At 69.5% G+C, this 19,431-nt stretch carries 15 protein-coding genes; 6 read left to right on the top strand and 9 right to left on the bottom strand.

Going from position 1 to position 19,431, the window contains the following annotated elements; translation table 11 throughout:
* Positions 1 to 49: 49 nt before the first annotated feature.
* Positions 50 to 1,498 (bottom strand): MFS transporter, encoded by a 1,449-nt coding sequence (locus OCW50_RS20715; RefSeq protein WP_262298785.1) that lies wholly within the window; start codon positions 1,496 to 1,498, stop codon positions 50 to 52.
* 225 nt (positions 1,499 to 1,723) lie between these two features.
* On the opposite strand from OCW50_RS20715, the gene OCW50_RS20720 reads away from it, so the two are divergent.
* Positions 1,724 to 2,257 carry a GNAT family N-acetyltransferase gene (locus tag OCW50_RS20720; RefSeq protein WP_262298786.1) on the top strand — a complete coding sequence of 178 codons (534 nt, stop codon included), beginning with the start codon at positions 1,724 to 1,726 and terminating at the stop codon, positions 2,255 to 2,257.
* On the opposite strand, the gene OCW50_RS20725 is transcribed toward OCW50_RS20720, so the two are convergent.
* From OCW50_RS20725 to OCW50_RS20735, 3 genes are all read right to left on the bottom strand, one after another.
* Positions 2,258 to 3,253, bottom strand: coding sequence for an SDR family oxidoreductase (locus tag OCW50_RS20725; RefSeq protein WP_262298787.1), 996 nt, complete (start codon positions 3,251 to 3,253; stop codon positions 2,258 to 2,260).
* 164 nt (positions 3,254 to 3,417) lie between these two features.
* Complete coding sequence (locus OCW50_RS20730; protein WP_262270309.1) at positions 3,418 to 3,798, bottom strand: DUF2794 domain-containing protein; 381 nt, start codon at positions 3,796 to 3,798, stop codon at positions 3,418 to 3,420.
* Between the two features lie 620 nt (positions 3,799 to 4,418).
* A complete protein-coding gene (locus OCW50_RS20735; RefSeq protein WP_262298788.1) occupies positions 4,419 to 5,435 on the bottom strand; it encodes a zinc-binding alcohol dehydrogenase family protein in 1,017 nt (338 codons plus the stop codon).
* Positions 5,436 to 5,530: 95 nt separating this feature from the next.
* Here OCW50_RS20735 and OCW50_RS20740 point away from each other — a divergent pair, with 95 nt between their 5' ends.
* The 3 genes from OCW50_RS20740 (at position 5,531) to OCW50_RS20750 (ending at position 12,415) form a co-directional block, all read left to right on the top strand.
* Positions 5,531 to 5,872 (top strand): winged helix-turn-helix transcriptional regulator, encoded by a 342-nt coding sequence (locus OCW50_RS20740; RefSeq protein WP_262298789.1) that lies wholly within the window; start codon positions 5,531 to 5,533, stop codon positions 5,870 to 5,872.
* Between the two features lie 117 nt (positions 5,873 to 5,989).
* Positions 5,990 to 10,813, top strand: a complete 4,824-nt coding sequence (locus tag OCW50_RS20745; protein ID WP_262298790.1) for an NAD-glutamate dehydrogenase — start codon at positions 5,990 to 5,992, stop codon at positions 10,811 to 10,813.
* Positions 10,814 to 11,035: 222 nt separating this feature from the next.
* The gene (locus OCW50_RS20750) at positions 11,036 to 12,415 is read left to right on the top strand and encodes an MFS transporter (protein ID WP_262298791.1); all 1,380 of its coding nucleotides are present in this window, start codon (positions 11,036 to 11,038) and stop codon (positions 12,413 to 12,415) included.
* Positions 12,416 to 12,422: 7 nt separating this feature from the next.
* On the opposite strand, the gene OCW50_RS20755 is transcribed toward OCW50_RS20750, so the two are convergent.
* From OCW50_RS20755 to OCW50_RS20765, 3 genes are all read right to left on the bottom strand, one after another.
* A complete protein-coding gene (locus OCW50_RS20755; protein WP_262273579.1) occupies positions 12,423 to 12,743 on the bottom strand; it encodes a heavy metal-binding domain-containing protein in 321 nt (106 codons plus the stop codon).
* 198 nt (positions 12,744 to 12,941) lie between these two features.
* Positions 12,942 to 14,534, bottom strand: coding sequence for a bifunctional phosphoribosylaminoimidazolecarboxamide formyltransferase/IMP cyclohydrolase (gene purH, locus OCW50_RS20760; RefSeq protein ID WP_262298792.1), 1,593 nt, complete (start codon positions 14,532 to 14,534; stop codon positions 12,942 to 12,944).
* Positions 14,535 to 14,643: 109 nt separating this feature from the next.
* Positions 14,644 to 15,462: a class I SAM-dependent methyltransferase gene (locus OCW50_RS20765; protein WP_262298793.1), complete on the bottom strand. Its 819-nt coding sequence runs from the start codon at positions 15,460 to 15,462 to the stop codon at positions 14,644 to 14,646.
* Between the two features lie 97 nt (positions 15,463 to 15,559).
* Between OCW50_RS20765 and OCW50_RS20770 the strand changes: the two genes are divergently transcribed.
* Positions 15,560 to 15,706 (top strand): hypothetical protein, encoded by a 147-nt coding sequence (locus tag OCW50_RS20770; RefSeq protein ID WP_262298794.1) that lies wholly within the window; start codon positions 15,560 to 15,562, stop codon positions 15,704 to 15,706.
* Positions 15,707 to 15,778: 72 nt separating this feature from the next.
* Entirely contained in the window at positions 15,779 to 16,228 is a 450-nt protein-coding gene (locus OCW50_RS20775) for a cupin domain-containing protein (protein WP_262298795.1), read from the top strand.
* Positions 16,229 to 16,232: 4 nt separating this feature from the next.
* On the opposite strand, the gene OCW50_RS20780 is transcribed toward OCW50_RS20775, so the two are convergent.
* Together OCW50_RS20780 and OCW50_RS20785 are read right to left on the bottom strand one after the other, a co-directional pair.
* A complete protein-coding gene (locus OCW50_RS20780) occupies positions 16,233 to 17,990 on the bottom strand; it encodes a heparinase II/III family protein (RefSeq protein ID WP_262298796.1) in 1,758 nt (585 codons plus the stop codon).
* Positions 17,991 to 18,086: 96 nt separating this feature from the next.
* Positions 18,087 to 19,400, bottom strand: coding sequence for an RsmB/NOP family class I SAM-dependent RNA methyltransferase (locus OCW50_RS20785; RefSeq protein WP_262298797.1), 1,314 nt, complete (start codon positions 19,398 to 19,400; stop codon positions 18,087 to 18,089).
* Positions 19,401 to 19,431 lie beyond the last annotated feature (31 nt).

The following is a 19,431-nucleotide window of genomic DNA, read 5'->3' on the forward strand; positions in this document are numbered from 1 at the left end:
CATTTGCTCACGGGCGTGCTGCCGGATCCGCCAAAGCGGGAGGTTGGGCTCAAGCCTGTCCCGAAGGTGTCGAGCGATAGCCGAACCAGGCGCCGGCAGTGGCCGCGGCGGCGCAGATCAGCGCCACAAGCCCGAACCCGCCGGTGGTTGCCGTGGCATAGAGATCGCGCACGGCGCCGGCCTGCGCGTCGGACGAGGGGAGCGCCCCGAAAGTCGCCTGCGCGAAGCGATCCGCCAGGTCCGGATCCGACCATGCGGCCGTCCGCCGGAACCCGATCGTGGCGACGACCCCGAGGGCGGCGACGGCGATCAGGCCCGCGACGCGGGACACCGCGTTGTTGATGCCCGACGCCACGCCGATGCGCGCGTCGGGAACGGCGTTCATCACCGTGGTCGAGAGCGGCGCGACCGTGATCCCCATGCCGAGCCCCATGAGGGCCATCACGGGCACGATCGCGATCCAGTAGCCGCCATGCAGCACCGCCGGGGCCAGCAGCGCGAAACTCGAGGCGGTGACGAGCGGGCCCGCGGTGAGGAGCATGCGGGTGCCGAACCGGTCGGCCATCACGCCGCCGAGCCGGGACAGCACGGCCATCAGGATCGTGAAGGGCAGGAACACCGACCCGGCCCTGGCGGCCGAATAGCCGTGGGCCTCGATCAGGGCGGTGGGCAGAAAGAACAGGGCGCCGGCGAGCGCGAAATAGAGCAGCAGCGTCAGGGCATTGACGTTGGCGAAGGCGGACACGTGGAACAGGTCGAGGGGCATCATCGGAGCGGCCGCGCGCGCCTCGTGCCGGATGAAGAGGCCGAGCATCGCGGCGCCGGCGAGCGCCAGCAGCGCGGCGAGGCCCTTGTGGCTCTCCCGTTCCCCCAAAGCCGTCAGGCCATAGGCCAGCAGACCGAGGGCCGCGACGGCCAGCACGCCCCCGAGCCAGTCCATGGCGGCGGCCCGCGCCACGGGACTCTCCGGGACATGCGTCGCGCACAGCCAGAGCGCCAGGGCTGCAACCGGGACGTTGATCCAGAAGATCGCCTGCCACGGACCGACGTCGATCAGCCAGCCTCCGAGGATCGGCCCCAGGGCCGCCGCGATGCCCGACGCGGCCGCCCAGGTGCCGATGGCCCTGCCGCGTGCCTCCTTCGCGAAATGGGCGCTGATCAGGGCGAGCGAACCCGGCACCAGCAGGGCGCCGCCGACGCCCTGGAAGGCCCGGGCGGCGATCAGCATCCCGGGCGTTCCCGACAGGCCGCACCACAGGGAGGTCGCGCCGAAGCCCGCGATGCCGATCAGGAAGACCCGCCTGAGGCCGTAGGCGTCTCCCGCCGCGCCGCCCAGCAGCAGGAAGGCCGACAGGGTCAGCGCGTAGGCATTGGTGACCCATTGCATCTCGGCGAGCGACGCCTGAAGGCTCATGCGCATCTGCGGCATCGCCACGGTCACGATGGCCCCGTCGGCGAAGACCATGCTGGAGGCCAGGATCGCCGACCAGACCACCATGGTCTGCGTCCTGGAAGCGGTGGATGGCCGGGTTCTGGTGGGACCGAGATCGTTCACGGGCGTGCCTTTCTCATGCCGTCCATGCTAGAGTATCGGACCCAAAAGTGGACCCACTTTTGGGATCGGATCCGATACTCCTTCCCTTAAGCAGCGCATCGGGCTCGAAAGTGGACTCGCTTTCGGATTCTGTTCCGTTCCGCCCCCGACCTGCGTGAGACAGCCCTCATGAGCATCCTCATCCGCCCGTCCACCGATGCCGATCTGGATGCCGTCACGGCGATCTACGCCCATGCGGTCACGCACGGCACCGCCTCGTTCGAGCTCGATCCTCCGGATCGGGCGGAAATGGCGCGCCGCCGCGCCGCCCTTCTGGAGGGCGGCTATCCTTATCTGGTCGCCGAGAGGGACGGGGCGATCCTCGGCTACGCCTATGCGGGCGCCTACCGCACGCGGCCGGCGTACCGCTCGACCGTGGAGGATTCGATCTACGTCGCCCCGGCCGCGCAGGGACAGGGCGTCGGGCGCCTGCTGCTCGCGGCGCTGATCGAGGATTGCGCGGCGCGGGATTTCCGGCTCATGGTGGCGGTCATCGGCGACGAGGACTCCAAGGGGTCCATCGGCCTGCATCGGAGCCTGGGCTTCGAGCCCGTCGGGATCCTGAAGGGCATCGGCTACAAGCACGGACGCTGGCTCTCCACCGTGCTGATGCAGCGGCCGCTCGGACGCGGCACGGGCGAGCCGCCGACCCGGCCGATCTGATCAGCGCCGAGCCCGCGCCGCAGCCCTCGTGCCCAGCAGAAGCGCCAGTCCCGCGAGGACGACGGCGCCGGCCATGCGGCTCGGGCGGCGAGCCGAAAACGGCAGGCCCTTGCGGGCGCGCCAGCCGCCGCTCACGCCCCGGCCCGTGGGAACGGGCTCCAGCAGGGCCCCTTCCGTCCGCGGCGCCGGGGCGGCGCGTTCGAGAGCCCGGCGCATGAAGGCGCCCGCCAGGTGCTCGGTCGGGCCCGGCGCCAGGGCATAGGCGACCTGGGCCGCCCGCGCGGGCCATCCCACGGCGACCTCGTCGCGCGGCCGGCGCACCAGGGCCACGAAAGTCTCGGCCACGTCCTCGGGCGCATAGATCAGCGATCCCAGGTTGATCTGCCGGCCGGATACGTTGGCGCCATGCTCGAAACCCGGCGTGTCGACGATAGCCGGGAACACGCCGCAGACATGGATGTCGGGACGGTCGACCAGTTCCTGGCGCAGGCTGGCCGAGAACCCCCGCAGGCCGAACTTGGAAGCCGTGTAGGCGGCGGCAAACGGGCTCGGTGCCCAGCCGCCGAGGGAGACGGTGTTGATGAGGATGCCGCGGCCCTGCTCGAGGAAGACGGGCAAGGCCGCATACGCGCCGTGCATCGACCCGAGCAGGTTGACCTCGATGGTGCGCCGGTGGAGGGCGATGTCCGCATCCTGATAGGGGCCGAACACCCCCGTGCCGGCATTGTTGATCCAGACGTCGATGGCGCCGAAGGCGCGCCGCGCCGCCTGGGCGAGGTCGTCGACGGCGGCGGCATCGGTCACGTCGGTGGGAACGGCGATCGCCCGGACCCCCAGGTCCCGGCACGCGTGGGCGACCTCCTCGATCAGGTCCGCTCGTCGCGCCGCGAGGGCCACATGGGCGCCCCGCCGGGCGAAGGCGAGCGCCGCGGCGCGGCCGATCCCGCTCGACGCGCCGGTGATCACCACGGAAAGGCCGGCGAGGTCTCGCGTCATCGGGTCCCTCTTCGCTGCTTCATGGGGTGTCGCTGTCGACGCCGGATCGGGTTTCGGCGGCATCCTTCCTGCAACGCGAGGGGCAAGGGGGCGTTCCGGATGGCGAAGCGGTCGCAGCACCGGCCCTGGCCGCGGCTTCCGAGAACGGCAGCCGGCGAAAAGCCTTAAGCGGACACCACCTTCGGCTTGTCGAGCACCCGCAGCACGCGGGCGAGTTCATGCCCGCGCTTGAGGATCAGGCCCGTCGACACGATGACCGAATAGGCACCCTGCTTCTTGGCGAGCTTCGGGTCCTTCTCGATCCGGTAGAGGGGCATTTCGGACGTGCGTCGGAAGATGGAGAAGACGGCCTTGTCGGGCAGGAAATCGATGGCGTAATCGCGCCATTCGCCGGCCGCCACCATGCGGCCGTAGAGATTGAGAATGGCCTGCAACTCGGCACGGTCGAAGGACACCTGTTTCGGCGCGGCGGGGAAAGGAACGATGTGGGCCGAACCCGGCATCGGGCCGCCGCGCAGCGGCTCTGCGATGTCACCTTCGCTCATGACGCCTCCCATAACTCGCAAAACATGCCCTGATGATGGGCTTCGGCGGCTAAGGGATCAACCCATGGCGACAGGATGAATCACGGCTTCTTCTGCAAATCTTATTCCTGCCTCAATCGCGCCGTGATGGAGCCGCACTGAATGCCGTAAATGCTCAAGTTGCCTCGACGGCCCGGCTCATCGAACGGCTTGGACACGTCAGCCCCCCAGCCCTCTGAGTCGCGCGACGGGCCGGGCCACCCTCGAGGCACAGGGCTGCCCTTCAAGGCAGCCTTTTCTTCTGTTTAAAGGGCTTTGCGATGGTCCAGATCGCAAAGCCCTCTTTTTTTGGCGTTAACGTTGTCCTGACACGTCGAGCGTGACGCGCGACCATCATTCATGCTCTCACCACGTCATGGCCGGGCTTGTCCCGGCCATCCCGATTGCTTGTGGCTCCGGATCTTCCGAGCGCCGTCACCGGGACGAGGACGAGCCCGGTGATGACGGAAGAGATTGTCTAAAGCATCGGACATGAAAAGTGGGCCCACTTTTCATGTCCGATGCTCAATTCCTGAAGCGGCGCATGGTTCGGCGCGGACCCGGAGGGCTGCGAGCGTGGCCCGCTGGGTCCGCACGATGCGCTAAAATCCCGACAGCACGAGCTTGCCTCGCGTGCGGTTGCTCTCGATGAGAGCGTGCGCGCGCCTGAGATTGGCGGCATTGATCGTCCCGACCACCTCGGCCAGCGTGGTCCGGATCGTGCCCGCATCGACCAGGCGCGACGCCTCGTTCAGGATCTCGTGCTGCCGCTCCATGTCGGCGGTCTGGAAGGTGGAGCGGGTGAACATGGATTCCCAGTGGATCGACACGCTCTTGCCCTTCAGGAGGCTGATGTCGAGGGGCGCCTTCGGGTCGTCGATCAGGGCGAAGCGGCCTTGCGGCGCAACGGCCTTGGCGATCTCGGCGAAATGATCCTCCGTGTGGGTGATGGAGAACACGAAGGCCGGCGCTCCGATCCCCAGGGCGTCGACCTGCGCGGCCAGCGGCTTGCCGTGATCGATCACGTGATGGGCGCCGAGCTCCTTCACCCAGGCCTGGGTGTCGGGTCGTGACGCGGTGGCGATGACGGTCAGATCGGTGAGCTGCCGCGCGAGCTGGACCGCGATGGACCCGACGCCGCCGGCGCCGCCCACGATCAGGACGGCGTTGGCCGCGCCCTTGACCGGGCGCTTGACCTCGAGACGGTCGAACAGGGTCTCCCAGGCGGTCAGCGTGGTGAGCGGGAGCGCGGCCGCCTCCTCGAACGAGAGGGTCTTCGGCTTCGCGCCCGCCAGCCGCTCGTCGACCACGTGGAACTCCGCGTTGGTGCCCTGGCGCGTGATGGCGCCCGCATAGAACACCTCGTCGCCTTCCCGGAACAGGGAGACGTCCTTGCCGACGCCCCTCACGATCCCCGCCGCGTCGAAGCCCAGGACCTTGACGCCGCCCGGCTCAGGCTGAGCCCGCATGCGGACCTTGGTGTCGACCGGGTTGAGGGCCACGGCCCTGATCTCGACGAGCAGGTCGCGCGCTCCGGGGTCGGGGCGGGGCAGCTCGACGTCCATCAGGGAGGCGTCCTGGTCGATGGGAAGGGATTGCTGGTAGCCGACGGCGCGCATGGCATGTCTCCTGTTGACGGGTCGATACTTGAGCATAGTGTTAGGGTTCGCAAGAACGCACAAAAACAGCCCATAGTGTCGAAAAGGATACCGTGATGCCGCAGAAGGCGCCGAGAGTTCAGGGATGCTCCGTCGAGCGGACCATGAGTCTGATCGACGGAAAGTGGAAGATCATCGTGCTCTACAAGCTCCTGCGCGGGACCTTGCGTTTCAACGAATTGCGCCGCCTCATCCCGTCGATCACCCAGCGCATGCTCACCCATCAGCTGCGCGAGCTGGAGGCCGACGGCCTCATCGTGCGGACCGTCTATGCCCAGGTGCCGCCCCGGGTCGAATACACGCTCTCCGTGCGCGGACGCTCCCTGGAGCCCGTGCTGATGGCCATGAAGGAATGGGGCGACGCGAATCTGTCGTCCGTGGAGGCCGAGGCAGCGTAAAGTGCCTGTGCGGCGCAGCAACTTTACCGTACTTTGCTCGGACCCTTATGCTTTTGTTGCGCAACCTGCCACACTGTGGCAACGCTCCCGCGACCAAACAGATAAGAGGATGCGCGCATGAAGCTGGATACACCGACCAGCGGAAGCGAATTGACGGCGGAAGCCGTCGCCGTGCTGGAATCCGGTCACAAGGCCACGCCGCCGACCTTCGTGCGCGATCTGTTCGGACGGGTCCCGCCCGAGGATCTGGTCCCCTATTCGCCCCAGACCCTGGCGGCTCTCGCTGCGGAAGCCTTCGAGCATCTCAAGGCCTCGCGCACCGCCGACGGGGCGGACATCCGCCTCTTTGACTTCGAGATCGAGCGCGATGGCCGGCGCCAGGACGTGACGGTGCTCGAGATCGTCAACGACAACATGCCGTTCCTGCTCGATTCGACCCTCGCCGAGGTTGTGGACCAGGGCTATGAGCCGCTGCTCGTGGCCCATCCGATCCTGGCCGTGGAGCGGGATTCCGGCGGCGCGCTCGTGCGCCTCGTGGGCGAGGCCACGGCCGCCCTGCGCCTCGGGGTGAAGCGGGAGAGCTTCATCCACATCCACCTGCCCCGCATCGATGATGGCGAGACCCGCGCCCGCCTGATCGAGACCATGCGCCTCGTCCACCGGGACGTCTCGGTGGCGGTGCACGACTGGCCGGGCATGCGCGCCCGGATCGCCGAGATCGTGCACAATTACCGCCTCAATCCTCCGCCGCTGCCGGAGGACGAGGTGAAGGAGGCGATCGCCTTCCTCGACTGGATCTCCCGGGACAATTTCACCTTCCTGGGGCTGCGCGAATACCGCCTGCCCTCCGGCGACACCGCGGCCGACCCGGTCGAAGGCTCGGGCCTCGGCCTGCTGCGCGATCCGTCCGTGCGCGTGCTGCGGCGCGGGCGCGAGCTGGTGGCCATGACGCCGGAAATCCGCGCCTTCCTGGCGCGCCCGCAGGCGCTGATCATCGCCAAGGCGAACGTGAAGTCCCGCGTCCACCGCCGCGCCCATCTCGACTATGTGGGCGTCAAGCTGTTCGACGACAGCGGGCACCTGCGGGGCGAACTGCGCATCGTCGGCCTGTTCACGGCGAGCGCCTACACCAACACGACCGGAGAAGTGCCCTACCTGCGCCTCAAGGTGGCGAAGGTCGTCGCCCGCGCCGGCTTCGATCCGGCGAGCTATGCGGGCCGCGCGCTCCTCAACGTGCTCGAAAGCTATCCGCGCGACGAGCTGTTCCAGATCGACGAGGACACGCTCTACCGCTTCGCCATCGACATCATGAACCTGTCGGAGCGCCCGCGGGTGCGGGCGCTCGCCCGCGTTGACGAGTTCGACCGCTTCGTCTCGGTGCTCGTCTTCGTGCCGAAGGACCGCTACGACACCCAGGCGCGCCAGCGCATCGGCCAGTTCCTGGCCAGCATCTACGAGGGCCGCGTCTCCGCGTCCTACCCGGATTATCCGGAGGGCCCGCTCGCGCGCACCCACTACATCATCGGGCGCGACGAGGGCGGCACGCCGGACGTGCCGCGCGAGACCCTGGAGAAGGGGATCGCCGCCATCGTGCGCACCTGGAGCGACGCCCTGCGCGACGCGCTCGACGCCAGCGTCGGCGGCGCCCGGGCGCGGGCCCTCGCGTCCCGGTACGGCGAGGCGTTCAGCGCCGCCTATCGCGAGGCCTTTGGGGCCGAGCAGGCGATCGCCGACATCGCCCTCCTGGAGCAGCTCTCCGAAGCGCGTCCGCGCGCGGTCGATCTCTACCGCCGCGAGGGCGACGAGGAGACCCGCGTGAACCTCAAGGTGTTCTCGCTCAACGTGGCGCTGCCGCTCTCGGAGCGCGTGCCGCTCCTGGAAAATCTCGGCTTCCGCGTCGTCAACGAGAGGACCTACCGGGTCGCGTTCAGCGCCACGGACCGGGTCTGGCTGCACGACATGACCCTGGAGCGGGCCTCCGGCGGGGCGATCCGGATCGACGAGATCCAGGCCCCGATCGAAGCGGCCCTGCTGGCGCTGTTCCGGGGCCTTGCGGAATCGGACGGGTTCAACCGCCTCGTGCTGGAGGCGGGCCTCGGCTGGCGCGACGTCGCCATGGTGCGGGCCCTCGGCCGTTACCTGCGCCAGATCCAGGTCACCTACGCGCAGGACTACATCGCCGAGACGCTGGCCCGCCACGGAGCGATCGCGGCCGATCTCGTCAAGCTCTTCTATGCCCGCTTCGACCCGCGCCAGGACAAGGACCGGGCCGGCGCCGAGGCGGCCATCCGCGAGCGGATCGAGGAGAAGCTCAAGGAGGTCACGAGCCTCGACGACGACCGCATCCTGCGCCGCTTCGTCAACCTGATCGAGGCGGCCATCCGGACCAACTTCTTCCAGCTCGAGGAGAACGGCCTGCCGCGCCAGACCATCGCGTTCAAGTTCGAATGCGCCAAGGTGGACGGTCTGCCGCTGCCCCGGCCGCTCTACGAGATCTTCGTCTATTCCCCCCGCGTCGAAGGCGTGCATCTGCGCTTCGGCAAGGTGGCGCGCGGGGGGCTGCGCTGGTCCGACAGGCCGCAGGATTTCCGCACCGAGGTGCTGGGCCTCGTCAAGGCGCAGCAGGTCAAGAACGCCGTCATCGTGCCGGTGGGCGCCAAGGGCGGCTTCGTGCCCAAGCACCTGCCTCCGGCGAGCGACCGGCAGGCCTGGCTGGCGGAGGGCACCGAGAGCTACCGCATCTTCGTGCGCACGCTCCTGCAGCTCACCGACAACATCGTCGGCGACAGCATCGTGCCGCCCGCCGACACGGTGCGCCACGACGGCGACGATCCGTACCTGGTGGTGGCCGCCGACAAGGGCACGGCCACCTTCTCGGACATCGCCAACGCGCTCTCCATCGAGAAGGGCCACTGGCTCGGCGACGCCTTCGCGTCCGGCGGCAGCCAGGGCTACGACCACAAGAAGATGGGCATCACGGCCCGCGGCGCCTGGGAGGCGGTGAAGCGCCATTTCCGCGAGATCGACGTGGACATCCAGACCACGCCCGTGACGGTCGCGGGCGTCGGCGACATGTCGGGCGACGTGTTCGGCAACGGCATGCTGCTGTCGCGGGCGCTCAAGCTCGTGGCGGCCTTCGACCATCGCGACATCTTCATCGATCCGAGCCCGGATCCGGAGATCTCCTTCAACGAGCGCGAGCGCCTGTTCAACCTGCCCCGCTCGAGCTGGCAGGATTACGACAAGAGCCTGATCTCGGCCGGCGGCGGCGTGTTCCCGCGCAACGCGAAGTCGATCCCGCTCTCGGACGAGATGCGCGCCCTGCTCGACATCGACAAGCCGCAGGCGACCCCCGCCGAGGTGATGAACGCGATCCTGAAAGCCCGGGTCGACCTGCTCTGGTTCGGCGGCATCGGCACCTATATCCGCGCGTCCACGGAAACCGACGAGCAGGTGGGTGACCGCGCCAACGATGCCATCCGCATCACCGGCCCGGAGGTGCGCGCCAAGGTGATCGGCGAGGGCGCCAATCTGGGCGTCACCCAGCGCGGGCGCATCGAGGCGGCGCAGAGCGGCGTGCGCCTCAACACGGACGCCATCGACAACTCGGCGGGCGTGAACACCTCCGACGTGGAGGTGAACATCAAGATCGCGCTCACCACGCCGGAGCGCGACGGGCGCCTGACGGAGGAGCAGCGCAACGAATTGCTCGCCGACATGACCGAGGACGTGGCGGCGCTCGTCCTGCGCAACAACTACCTGCAGACCCTGGCGATCTCGCTCTCCGAGCGGCTCGGCGTCGCCGATCTGGGCTTCGCGCGCCGGCTCATGCACATGCTGGAGGCCCAGGGACGCCTCAACCGGGCCGTCGAGTATCTGCCGGATGACAGCACGCTCGCCGAGCGCGGGCGCCGCGGCGAGGCGCTGACCCGGCCGGAGCTCGCGGTGCTGCTCGCCTATGCCAAGCTTTCCCTGCACGATGAATTGCTGGAGAGCCCGGTGCCGGACGATCCCTATCTCGGCAAGGAGCTGGACCGGTATTTCCCGGCCGAGATGCGCGAGCGCTTCCCGGACGCGATCGCCGGCCACCGCCTGCGCCGCGAAATCATCGCCACGCAGCTCGCCAACGCCATCATCAACCGGGGCGGCCCCACCATGGTGGCGCGCCTCGTCGACCAGACCGGCGCGGACGCCCCGACGATCGCGGCCGCCTACGCGGCCACCCGAGATTCCTTCGGCCTCACCGAGATGAACGTCGCCATCGACGCGCTCGACGGCGTCGTGCCCGGTCAGGCGCAGCTGCGCCTCTACGGCGAATTGCAGGATCTCCTGATGAACCGGATCGTCTGGTTCATCCGCAACGTGGACTTCGTCAACCATTCCCTCGACGAGATCATCGGCACCTACAGGGCCGGGATCGCCGAGGTGGAGCGCAGTCTCCAGGAGACCCTGTCGCCGGACGCCAAGGCCGTCTGGGAGGCGCGCACGAAGGAGCTGATGGACGAGGGCGCGCCGGAGGAGCTGGCACGGCGCATCGCGTCGCTGCCCGATCTCGTGGCCGCGCCCGACATCGTCCAGACCGCGCAGAAGACCGGCAAGCCCGTGGACGACATCGCCCGCACCCACTTCGCCCTCGAGGCGTCGTTCCGGCTCGGGGCGCTCATCGCGGCCGCCCAGGACATCGCGGTCAGCGACTACTTCGACCGTCTCGCCCTCGACCGGGCCGTCGACAGCATCGCCTATGCCCATCGCGGCCTGACCGCCGAGGTGGCGTCGCAGGACCTGTCCGGCGCCGAGGCCGTGCGGGCTTGGAGCGAGAAGCGCGGCGCCGACGTCGCCCGCATCCGGAGCGCGGTCGACGGCATCGTGTCGTCGGGCCTGACCCTGTCGAAGATCACCGTGGCGGCAAGCCTGCTCGGCGACCTCGCGCGGATGAGCTGAGGCTGAACATTCTCCCCACGTGGAAGGGGATGATGGTCACCGCGTGCGACTTCTCCGTCATGGCCGGGCTCGCCCCGGCCATCCCGATGATGTGAAGCGCCACGCCTTTCCGATCGGGATCACCGGCCGAAGGCCGGTGATGACCTGGGCGGGATGACCTGGGCGGGATGAGTTGGGCGTGATGAGTTGGGCGAGACGCAAGAGAGTGGAAACACAAGCCCCGTGAGAGACCTCGACCCCCTTGCGTCCCCACCGAAGGCCCCCCGGTCGGCGATCCTCGGCTGGCTCCTGTTCGACTGGGCCTGCCAGCCCTTCTTCACCCTCGTCACCACCTTCGTGTTCGCGCCCTATTTCGCCTCCGCGCTCGCGCCCGATCCGGTGACCGGCCAGAGCCTGTGGGGCTATGCGACGGCCGCGGCCGGGCTCGTGCTCGCCGTCCTGTCGCCGGTGCTCGGCTCCATCGCGGACGCGACCGGCCCGAAGAAGCCCTGGATCGCGTCCTGCGGGCTCGTGCTGTTCATCGCGTCCTTCGCCCTGTGGTATGCGGCGCCGGGACTGCCCTCGGGGATTGCGGTCGCGCTCGTGGGCTTCGCCTTCGGGACGGTGGCCGTGGAGGTGGCGGCGGTGTTCAACAACGCCATGATCCCGCATCTCGTGCCGCCGGAGCGCTACGGCCGCCTCTCGGGCACCGGCTGGGCGATGGGCTATTGCGGAGGCCTCGTGTCCCTCGTGATCGTGCTCGGCTTCCTGGCGGCCGATCCCGTGACGATGAAGACGGTCTTCGGCCTCGATCCCCTGTTCGGCCTCGATCCGGCGACCCGCGAGGGCGACCGCATCACGGGCCCGTTCTCGGCCCTGTGGTTCCTGGTCTTCGTGCTGCCGCTCTTCCTGTTCACCCCCGACGTCCCGCGCTCGGGGATGGGCCTGAAAGAGGCGGCACGACAGGGCATCGAGCAGGTGAGGAGCACCGTCGCCGATGCCCGCCGGCACGAGAGCGTCGGCCGGTTCCTGATCGCCAACATGGTCTACCAGGACGCCCTGGTGGCGCTCTTCGCCTTCGGGGGCATCTACGGGGCGGGCGTGTTCGGCTGGCAGGCGATCGAGCTCGGCATCTTCGGCATCCTGCTCACCATCACGGGCACCCTCGGCGCCCTGATCGGCGGGAGGCTCGACGACCGCATCGGCGCCAAGCCGGTGATCCTGGGCGCGATCCTCGTCCTGGCCCTCGTGTGCGTCGGCGTGCTGTCGCTCGGGCGCGACCACATCCTGTTCGCCATCCCGACGGCATCGCCCGGCCCGGACGACGGCCTCTACGGCTCGGCGCCCGAAAAGCTGTTCGTGGGGCTCGGCCTCGTCATCGGGGCCGTGGCCGGGCCGCTCCAGGCCTCCTCGCGCAGCTTGCTGGCGCGGCTCGTGCCGGCCCACGAGGCCGGCCGCTATTTCGGCCTGCTCGCCCTGTCCGGCAAGGTCACGTCGTTCCTGGCCCCGCTCGCCGTCGCGGTCGCGACAGCGGTCTTCCAGTCGCAGGCCGCGGGGCCGGCGGTGCTGATCCTGTTCCTGCTCGCCGGGTTCTGGCTCCTGAGCGGCGTGAAGCGCGTGTGAGCGCCGGTCAGTCCAGGGTCACGGCCGTGCCGCTGACCGACACCATCATCATGCCCTCGTTCTTGCCCAGCGCCCCGTAATCGAGGTGCACGCCGACGATCGCATGGGCGCCGAGGCGCTCGGCCTCCTCGATCATCTCCTGCAGGGCCGTGTCGCGCCCGTCGCGCAGCACGCGCTCGTAGGAGCCCGCCCGTCCGCCGACCACGTCGCGGATCGAGGCGAAGAAATCGCGGAACACGTTGGCGCCGAGGATCGCCTCGCCCGACACGATGCCGCGGTAGGACCCGATGCGGCGGCCTTCGATGGACGGCGTGGTGGTGATGATCATGAGCGTCTCCCTCTGCTCCGCTTGAGATGGGAAGAGAGATGAGAAATGTCATCGTCCTCGGGAGCGGCACCTCGTGTCATCACCGGCCTTGTGCCGGTGATCCCGATCGGATGGGCTCGGCGCTTCACATCATCGGGATGGCCGGGACGAGCCCGGCCATGACGAGCGGGTGGCGGAGACGATCCGTGACGGCCGGTCTCAGTGCCGGAAATGCCGGTGTCCCGTGAACACCATGGCCAGGCCCGCCTCGTCGGCGGCCTTGATCACCTCGTCGTCGCGCATGGAGCCGCCGGGCTGGATCACCGCGGTGGCGCCGGCCTCCGCGGCCGCGAGCAGGCCGTCCGCGAAGGGGAAGAAGGCATCGGAGGCCACCACGGAGCCGCGGGCGAGGGTCTCGGGCAGGTTCGCGGCCTTCGCGGCCTCGGCGGCCTTCCAGGCGGCGATGCGGGAGGAATCGACCCGGCTCATCTGGCCGGCCCCGATGCCGACCGTCGCGAGATCCTTCGCGTACACGATGGCGTTCGACTTCACGTGCTTGGCGACCCGGAAGGCGAAGCGCAGATCCTCCAGCTCCCGGTCCGTGGGCGCGCGCTTCGTCACCACCTTCAGGTCCATGGCGTCGACCACCGCGTTGTCGCGGTTCTGGGCCAGGAAGCCGCCCGCCACCGTGCGCAGGGTCAGGCCCTCCGCCCGCGGATCGGGCAGGGCGCCGGCCAGGAGCAGGCGCAGGTTCTTCTTGGCCGCCACGATGGCGATCGCCTCCTCGGTGGCGTCGGGCGCGATGATCACCTCGGTGAAGATCTCGGTGATGGCCTTCGCGGCTTCCGCGTCGAGGGGCCGGTTCATGGCCACGATGCCCCCGAAGGCCGAGACCGGGTCGCAGCGCAGGGCCTTCTCGTAGGCCTCGCGGAGCGTGGCGCCCTCGGCGACGCCGCACGGGTTGGCGTGCTTGACGATCACGATGGCGGCGGAGCGTTCGGGCGCGAACTCCGCCACGGCCTCGTAGGCCGCGTCCGTGTCGTTGATGTTGTTGTAGGAGAGCTGCTTGCCCTGCACCTGGCGGGCGGTGGCGACGCCCGGGCGGCTCTCCGGCGTGCGGTAGAAGGCCGCGCTCTGGTGCGGGTTCTCGCCATAGCGCATCACCTCGGCGATGGCACCGCCCAGGGCCCGAACGGGCGGGGTCTCCTCGCCGATCTCGCCGGCGAACCAGTTGGAGATCGCCGCGTCGTAGGCGGCCGTGCGGGCATAGGCCTTCTGGGCGAGGCGCCGGCGCAGGGCGAGCGTCACCGAGCCGTCGTTCTGGGCCAGGTCTTCCAGGACGGCGGCGTAATCGGCGCCGTCGACCACCACGGCCACGTCGCCGTGGTTCTTGGCGGCCGCACGGATCATGGCCGGCCCGCCGATGTCGATGTTCTCGATGCAGTCGTCATAGGGCTTGCCGGCCTTCACGGTCGCCTCGAACGGATAGAGGTTCACCACCAGCAGGTCGATGGGCCGGATCCCATGCGCCAGCATGGCCGCCTGGTGCTCGGGGTTCTCGCGGATCCCGAGCAGGCCGCCATGCACGGCGGGATGCAGGGTCTTCACGCGCCCGTCCATCATCTCCGGAAAGCCCGTGAGCTCGCTCACGTCCTTCACGGGCAGGCCCGCCTCGCTCAGGGCCCTGTGCGTGCCGCCCGTGGACACCAGCTCGACGCCGCGCCCGGAGAGCGCGCGGGCGAAGTCCACGAGACCCGACTTGTCGGATACGGAAAGCAGAGCGCGGGAGACGCGCTTCAGGTCGCTCGGCATGGCGGCCGCTCCATTCAAGGGAAGAGATGCGGGCGCGATACCACGGGAGGCCCGGGATGGGAACCTGTCGCGGCCGCAGGGGAAGATTGCCCGACGGGTATGGCGGTGCTCAGCCCTGGTGCCATCCTTCGGGCACGGTGCCGCGACAGGCCCAGGCCACCGCCGCGAAGGAGCGCGGGCCGTCCGGTTCGCCCGCCTCGTAGGCGGCGCGCAGGGCCCGCTCGAAGGCCGATCGAGCCCTGTCGTCGAGCCCGGTCACGTATGTCCCGAGCGGGCCCTCTCCCGCGGCATAGGGCTTCCAGAAATCCTCGAAGTCGGAATAGTCCATGCGGATCATCAGCGGGACCTCGGCGACGTCGGCAAGGCCGACCCGGGTCCACAGCGCCCGCATCTCGCCGGACCGGGTCAGGGGCTTGTAATAGCTCTCGCGCCTGTGGGACGCGGCGGAGGGATCGAGCGCCGCGGCCGTGTCCCAGAACATGCGCTGGTAGGGCATGCCGCCGTAGCTGTCCCACACGGCCGCCGCCACCACTCCGCCGGGCTTCGTCACGCGGCTCATCTCGCGCAGGGCCTGTTCCGATTCCGGCACGAAATGGAGCACGAGCAGCGCCAGGGTCCTGTCGAACGCACGATCCTCGAAAGCAAGCGCACAGACGTCGCCGCGCGCGATGGTGATCCTGGGATCGGTGTTGCGCGCCCGCGCGGCTTCCACATAGGTCTCGGAGAAGTCGATCCCGTCGATGCGGGCGATCTCGGCCACCTGAGGGATCGTGAAGGTCAGGCTGCCCGTGCCGCACCCGACATCGAGCACCCGCTCGCCCGCATCGAGCCCGGCGAAGGCGAGAAAGGGTCTCGCCAGTCTCCGGCTCCAGCGGCCCATGAGCTGGTCGTAGGAGACGGCGCTTCTCGCATGGAACTTGGACGACATGCTTCGCTCCCGGGCTCGTCGGGGACATCGAACGCAACGCCGCGCCATCCTAAAGCATCGGACCCAAAAGTGGACTTGCACTTTTGGGATCCATCCGATGCTCACATCCTTGAGCGGCGCATCGTTCATCGTGGCCCTCAAGGTCCGCACGATGCGCGAGCCGACCGGCGCGCCGCGGCATCACTGCTCCTTCGGAGGAGCGCGGGCGGCGCCGCGTCCGTCAGCCTGCCCTTACCTCGTTTGACCATTTGCCCGCACAGACCGGCTCCCGCCATGCTGCCCGGCGAAAACGCCAGCGCAGACGCGGAGGGCAGCCATGAGCGAACTCGACAAGGGCATCACCCGGGCCGGCGAAGGCTACCGGGGGAAGGCGTGGAACATCCTGGGCCAGCGCTATGTCCCGAAGGCGTCCTGCGTCTCCTCGTTCGCATTCGAGACCAACAGCGAGCCGGGGCAATACGTGCCGGTCCACATCCATCCCGGGCAGGACGAGTTCATCCTGATGCTCGAGGGCGAGCTCGATCTGAAGCTCGACGGGGTCTGGAGCAAGGCGCGGGCGGGCGACCTCGTGCGCATGCCCCGGGGGGTCCCGCACGGTTATTTCAACAAGTCGGATGCGCCGGCCCGCGCCCTGTTCTGGGTTTCGCCTGCGGGCCGGCTGGAAGACCTGTTCGACGCCCTGCACGACCAGACCGACATCCCGCGCGTGCTGGAGCTCTCCGCCGCGCACGACGTCGACTTCCTGCCGCCGGAGGCGAACGAGTGACGGGTCAGATCAGCTCCGGGGCCTGATCCTGGGGCTCGCCGGGGCTGAAGGTGCGGGCGAGGCGCTCGAAGCGCCAGCGCACGGTGGGCGTCTCGGCCGGACGGACCGTGAGCACGATCTGCTCCGTGCGCCGCATGCCCTCGGGGGTGGCCAGGAACACGCTGTCCTCGAGCTCCGCCTCGACCGGCGCGGCCGAGAACTGCCAGGCCTCCCGGTTGGGCAGGACCAGCATCACCACCCGGCCGCCCTGTGCGCGGCTCGCCCGGATGCCGGGCGCCAGATGGAAGCGGATGACCGCCTGCACGGTTCCGGCCCGGCCGCCGTCGCTGAAGAAGCTGTCCTCGCCCTCCAGCACGTTGCCTTTGGGAGCGAGCTGCCAGCGCCGCTCGTGGGTGATGCCGAAGCGGGCCTTGTACCCGTCGTGGCTGGCCGCGAGGAGCTGGACGTGCTCGCGCTCGCTGCGCTCCGCCGTCACGCGCTCCGGCGCGCTGATGACCACCGGGCCCATGCGGCGCAGGACCCAGGCGGAGATCCGGCGCTGCAGCCAGTTGCCCTTCTTGTCGACGATCTGGCAGGACGACACGTCGTCGATGGACGCGGTGGAATGGGCCACCGTGGAGCGCGCGGCCTGGATGATCGCCGGGCCGGCGATGGTGGGCGTGCCGCAATTGACCACGATGCGCTGCGCGGCGCTCGAGAACTCGAAGGACAGGCAGCCGGCCGCCGCATCCTGGGACAGGGGCCGCGGCGGCGGCGCGCCCACGTCGGCGACGAGGAGCGAGCGCCCGGCCTCCAGGCGCTCGTAGCCCGAATGGGGCGCGTGGTGGATCGGCTGGCTGCGCATGTCGTCGTAGGTGAGCAGCGTCGCCAGGTGATCGGCGGCGGTCACGCCCATGCCGTTGAAATGGGACAGGGTGCCGTCCCCGTGCCGGAACAGGCGCACCATCGGCAGCAGGCGGTCGACGGCGTGGAGCAGCGCGTCGGGCGTGTCGACCTCGCGGCTGGCGAACATCTGGCGCAGGGGCAGGAGGTCGAACAGGAGATCGACCATGATGCGCGGGTTGCGGCTCGCATGGCCGCCGTCGGCCAGGATCTGGCGTTCGAGCTCGCGGGCGAGCAGGCGGCTCGCGCGCCTCAGGTTCCGGTCGAAGCCCTCGCAGCACAGGCCCGCATAGCAGAGCGCGATGCCGGCCATGAGCTGCTGATAGGGCAGGGCGCCGGAACGGACCTGGCGCTCCAGGGTGCGCACGTGCTGGCCGATGATCTTGAGGAAGCGCTGGTAGAAGGCATGGTCGGCGCCCTCCAGGATCAGGGGCGACTGGCTGATGAAGGACATGAGCCGGCGCGCCGTGATCTCGGTGCTGCAGGCGATGCGCCGGTCGCCGAGCTTGGAGGTGACGAACTCGTCCACCAGGGAGCGGGCATTGGCCTGGGCGAGCGCCGTGCCGGCCGCCCTCAAGTGACGCAGCCAGCCGAACCCGTAGAGGGCCTCGGCCCAGGCGCGGCTCGGCGGCGCGAACGCGAAGGGCGAGCGCCCGCCGGTCGTGATGGCGCGGCCGGAAAAGGCGAAGAAGCCGGAATAGATGTCGGTCGCGATGGTGGGATCCGCCGTGCGCAGATCCTGCGGGGCGAAGAGCAGGCGCGTGGGCACCGGCGCGCTGGAGAGCCTGGACAGGCTCCAGACCGTGCTTTCGCGCATGGCGCGGCCGGCCTCGCGAGCGGCAAGCCTGTACACACGCCAGCGATCCGGCCCGAAATCCACCCGTGGCGCTCCTCTCATGCTGCTTGAATCACCGCCAACTTAGGTGAGGAGTTCCTGCTGACTGGTTAACACCCGGTAAGAGATCGTTCACCCTGTTCACGAACCCCTGTGCACAAACCGTGCGACAAAGAAGCCGTCGAGGCCGCTGCGGTCGTGCTCGGAGAGCGCCAGCTGGCTCGGCAGGGTGCGCAGGTCGCCCGCGGGCGTGAGGCATTCGGCGAGGCCCCCGATCTCGTCCGGCGTCACGGGGCTGCGGGCGAAGTCCGGGTGGCGGGCGAGAAAGCCTTCCGCCTGCCGCTCGCCTTCCTCGGCTTCCAGCGAGCAGGTGCAGTAGACCAGCCGCCCGCCGGGCTTCAGGAGCGCCGCCGCCTTGTCGAGCAGGCGGCTCTGGAGTCCCGAGAGCTTGCGGATGTCCTCCTGGCTCTTGGTCCAGGCCACGTCCGGGTGGCGGCGGATGGTGCCCGTGGCCGAGCAGGGCGCATCGAGCAGGATGGCATCGAAGGGGCCCGCCGTGAGCTTTTCGGCATCGATGGCCCGGGTCTCCGCCGTCAGATGCAGGCGGGCGAGGTTCTCCTCGAGCCGCGCCAGGCGCCTGGCCGAGCGGTCGACCGCGAGCACCTCGGCCCCGGCGGCGGCCAATTGCGCGGTCTTGCCCCCGGGGGCGGCGCAGAGGTCGGCAATGCGCTCGCCGGGCTTCGGCTGCAACAGGCGGGCCGGCAGGGCGGCGGCGGCATCCTGCACCCACCATTCGCCGGCCTCGAAGCCGGGGAGGTCGCGGATGGCGGTGCGCTCCTTCAGCCGAATGCTGCCGGTGGGCAGGAGCACGCCGCCCAGGCGTTCGGCCCAGGCCTGCGGGTCGCTCTTCACGGTCAGGTCCACGGAGGCCAGCGACCGGTGCGCCTGCGCGATCTGCGTGGCGAGCGGCTCGCCGTATTGCGCGATCCAGCGTTCCTCGAGCCAGGTCGGCGTGTCGAGCCAGGGATCGTCCTGGCCGAGGATCTGATCGCGCTCGCGGGCGACGCGGCGCAGGACCGCGTTGATGAAGCCGCCCGCGTGATGGAGCTTGGGATCGCCCTGAGCGATCGTGACCGCGCTGTCGACCGCGGCATGGTCGGGCACGTCGAGGAACAGGATCTGCGCGGCCCCGACGGCGAGAAGATGCATCAGGCGCTCGTCCTTGGGCGGCTTGTTGAGCCGCTCGCGCAGGGCGTGGCCGAGCGTCCCGAGGCGCCGGAAGGTCACGATCGCGATGGCGCGGGCGAGGGCCTCGTCGCGGGATGTGAGCTTCTCCGTCTGAAAAAGCTCCTCCATCACGTCGTCGAGCGGCACGCGCCGCTTCAGGGTCTCCGTCACCGCCTGCCAGGCGAGGCGGCGCGGCCCGAGGCCCGCCTGTTCGTCCGATTGAGTCAAAATCCTATCCCCTGGGTCATCTAGCGCCCCG

Source organism: Microvirga sesbaniae, assembly GCF_025460805.1.
Classification (GTDB): Bacteria; Pseudomonadota; Alphaproteobacteria; order Rhizobiales; family Beijerinckiaceae; genus Microvirga; species Microvirga sesbaniae.

Coding starts and splice junctions, on each gene's coding strand:
- OCW50_RS20715 (WP_262298785.1), bottom strand. CDS start 1,498: ATGGTGGTCTGGTCGGCGATCCTGGCCTCCAGCATGGTCTTCGCCGAC.
- OCW50_RS20720 (WP_262298786.1), top strand. CDS start 1,724: ATGAGCATCCTCATCCGCCCGTCCACCGATGCCGATCTGGATGCCGTC.
- OCW50_RS20725 (WP_262298787.1), bottom strand. CDS start 3,253: ATGACGCGAGACCTCGCCGGCCTTTCCGTGGTGATCACCGGCGCGTCG.
- OCW50_RS20730 (WP_262270309.1), bottom strand. CDS start 3,798: ATGAGCGAAGGTGACATCGCAGAGCCGCTGCGCGGCGGCCCGATGCCG.
- OCW50_RS20735 (WP_262298788.1), bottom strand. CDS start 5,435: ATGCGCGCCGTCGGCTACCAGCAATCCCTTCCCATCGACCAGGACGCC.
- OCW50_RS20740 (WP_262298789.1), top strand. CDS start 5,531: ATGCCGCAGAAGGCGCCGAGAGTTCAGGGATGCTCCGTCGAGCGGACC.
- OCW50_RS20745 (WP_262298790.1), top strand. CDS start 5,990: ATGAAGCTGGATACACCGACCAGCGGAAGCGAATTGACGGCGGAAGCC.
- OCW50_RS20755 (WP_262273579.1), bottom strand. CDS start 12,743: ATGATCATCACCACCACGCCGTCCATCGAAGGCCGCCGCATCGGGTCC.
- purH (WP_262298792.1), bottom strand. CDS start 14,534: ATGCCGAGCGACCTGAAGCGCGTCTCCCGCGCTCTGCTTTCCGTATCC.
- OCW50_RS20765 (WP_262298793.1), bottom strand. CDS start 15,462: ATGTCGTCCAAGTTCCATGCGAGAAGCGCCGTCTCCTACGACCAGCTC.
- OCW50_RS20770 (WP_262298794.1), top strand. CDS start 15,560: ATGCTCACATCCTTGAGCGGCGCATCGTTCATCGTGGCCCTCAAGGTC.
- OCW50_RS20775 (WP_262298795.1), top strand. CDS start 15,779: ATGAGCGAACTCGACAAGGGCATCACCCGGGCCGGCGAAGGCTACCGG.